Annotated in this window: 2 protein-coding genes; one reads left to right on the top strand and one right to left on the bottom strand. The window is 63.4% G+C overall.

The features are described 5' to 3' along the window. The coding region (locus ACO48X_RS06730) for an Rv3235 family protein (RefSeq protein WP_485001346.1) at positions 1–82 on the top strand (82 nt) is incomplete at its 5' end. A gap of 112 nt (positions 83–194) precedes the next feature. Here ACO48X_RS06730 and secA read toward each other — a convergent pair. After that, positions 195–2,495 (bottom strand): preprotein translocase subunit SecA (gene secA / locus ACO48X_RS06725; protein WP_485001331.1); only part of this gene is annotated, 2,301 nt, incomplete at its 5' end.

Genomic DNA, 2,495 nt, shown 5'->3' with positions numbered 1-2,495 from the left:
CGGGCAGAGGGTGCGGGCGGCGTGCCTGCGCATGGAGTTCCTGCGGGGCAGATGGAAGGTCGTCGCCCTCGAAATAGCCTAATCTCGGGAGCCGAGGGCGCCAACCGGTTGAGCTGCTCAGGGAAGCTCCCCGTGATCCACAAACGCGCCGAAAGGTCGGCCCTCAATGCCGGACGGCGTCAAGGGCGACGGCCTCAGTGCTTGCGTCGACGGGCGGCGGCCCGGCGCTGGGCGCGGTTCATGCCGTAGCTTGACCCTTCCGAGCCTCTCGGGGCCGCACGGCGCACGGACTTGCCCGACTCGTCGGTCGTCTTGACCGTGCCGTCTTCCGAAGCCGACGAGTAGGAAACCGCCCGCGAGCGCTTCGGCGTTTTGATGCCCAGCACCTTCTCGGCGTCGACCCGTGTGCGGGCGCTTTGGGCCGCGGTCTGCGCGGCCATCTCGGCGGCCAGCTCGCGCTGAGCGGCCTCCGCCTCGGCGGCGGCCTGCGCCGCAGACTCGGCGCTGACGATGGCGGCCTCGCGTTCCTCCCTCTCGCTCGGAAGCTCGAAGTTGAACAGGTAGCGCACCGACTCTTCCTTGATCCCGTCGTTCATGGCTTGGAACATGTCGTAGCCCTCGGACTTGTACTCGACGAGCGGGTCGCGCTGCGCCATAGCGCGCAGGCCGATGCCCTCTTTGAGATAGTCCATCTCATACAGGTGCTCGCGCCACTTTCGGTCGAGGACGTTGAGGATCACCTGGCGTTCCAGCTCGCGCATGGCGTCCTCGCCCACCTCCTCCTCGCGGTCGCGATAGTTCGTGTGAATGTCGGTTTTGAGCTCGTCGAGCACGTGTTCGCGTTCCAGCTTCGACACGCCGCCGACCTCTTCGAGCAGCTCCTCGACCGTGAAACCGGGCTGGTAGAAGCCTTTGAGCTCAATCCACGCCTTGTCGAGGTCCCATTCGTCGGGGGCGTCAGACTGGGTGTGGACGCCCACTATGTCGTCGATGACGTAATCGAGGAACCCTTCGACCATCGCTTCGAGGTCCTCCCCTTCGAGAATGCGGCGACGTTCTCCGTAGACGACATTGCGCTGCTCATTCATGACGTCGTCATACTTCAGAACGTTCTTGCGGATCTCGGCGTTGCGCGACTCGATGGACGTCTGTGCGCGTTCGATCGACTTGGAGATGATCTTGAACTCCAGCGGCTCGTCCTCCGGATATATCGAAGGATTGAGGGCCCGCTGCGCGATCCCCGTTGCGAAAAGGCGCATGAGGTCGTCCTCGAGGGAAAGGTAAAAGCGGGACTCGCCGGGGTCTCCCTGGCGTCCGGATCGTCCGCGCAGCTGGTTGTCGATGCGCCGAGACTCGTGCCGTTCGCTTCCCAACACATAGAGCCCGCCGAGCTCGACGACCTCGTCGTGCTCCTCCGCCACGGCCTCTTCAGCTTCCTTCAGGGCCTGCGGCCAAGCGGCCTCATACTCGTCGGGGGTCTCTTCCGGGTCGAGGCCCCGGGATTTGAGGGCCGCGACGGCCCGGTGCTCGGGATTTCCGCCGAGCATGATGTCGGTTCCACGCCCGGCCATGTTGGTCGCGACCGTGACCGAGCCTTTGCGTCCCGCTTCGGCGACGACGGCGGCTTCCCGCTCGTGCTGCTTGGCGTTGAGCACCTGGTGGGGAACGCGCGCCTCACGCAGAAGCTTCGACAGCTCCTCGGACTTTTCCACGCTCGTCGTGCCGACGAGGACGGGCTGGCCGACTTCGTAGCGTTCCTTGATGTCCTCGACGATCGCCTTGAGTTTGCTCTTGCGGGACGGGAACACATAATCGACCTTGTCCTCGCGAATCATCGGCTTGTTCGTGGGGATCGGAACGACGCCGAGCTTGTAGGTCGAGGCGAACTCCTCGGCCTCTGTCTCGGCTGTTCCGGTCATCCCCGAAAGCTTGTCGTACAGACGGAAATAGTTCTGGAGCGTGATCGTGGCGAGAGTCTGATTCTCAGCCTTGATCTCCACGCCTTCCTTCGCCTCAATCGCCTGATGCATGCCCTCGTTGTACCTGCGCCCGGGCAGGACTCGCCCGGTGTGCTCATCGACGATGAGGACTTCGCCGTCGCGGACAATGTAATCCTTGTCCCTGACGAAAAGCTCCTTGGCCTTGATGGCGTTGTTGAGGTAGCCGATGAGCGGCGTGTTGAGAGATTCGTAGAGGTTGTCGATGCCCAAGAGGTCTTCGACTTTGTCGATGCCGGGCTCGAGGATTCCCACGGTCCGCTTCTTCTCATCGACCTCGTAATCGGTGTCCTTGCGCATCCGCAGAGCAAGACGGGCGAACTCCGAGTACCACTTGTCGGCGTCGCCCTCCGCCGGGCCCGAAATGATGAGCGGGGTGCGCGCTTCGTCGATGAGGATGGAGTCGACCTCGTCGACGATGACGAAATTGTGCCCGCGCTGAACCAAGTCGGAGGTCTGCCACGCCATGTTGTCGCGCAGGTAGTCGAATCCGAACTC

The organism is Peptidiphaga sp., from assembly GCF_057238965.1.
This window is presented reverse-complemented; position numbering and strand designations above follow the sequence as displayed.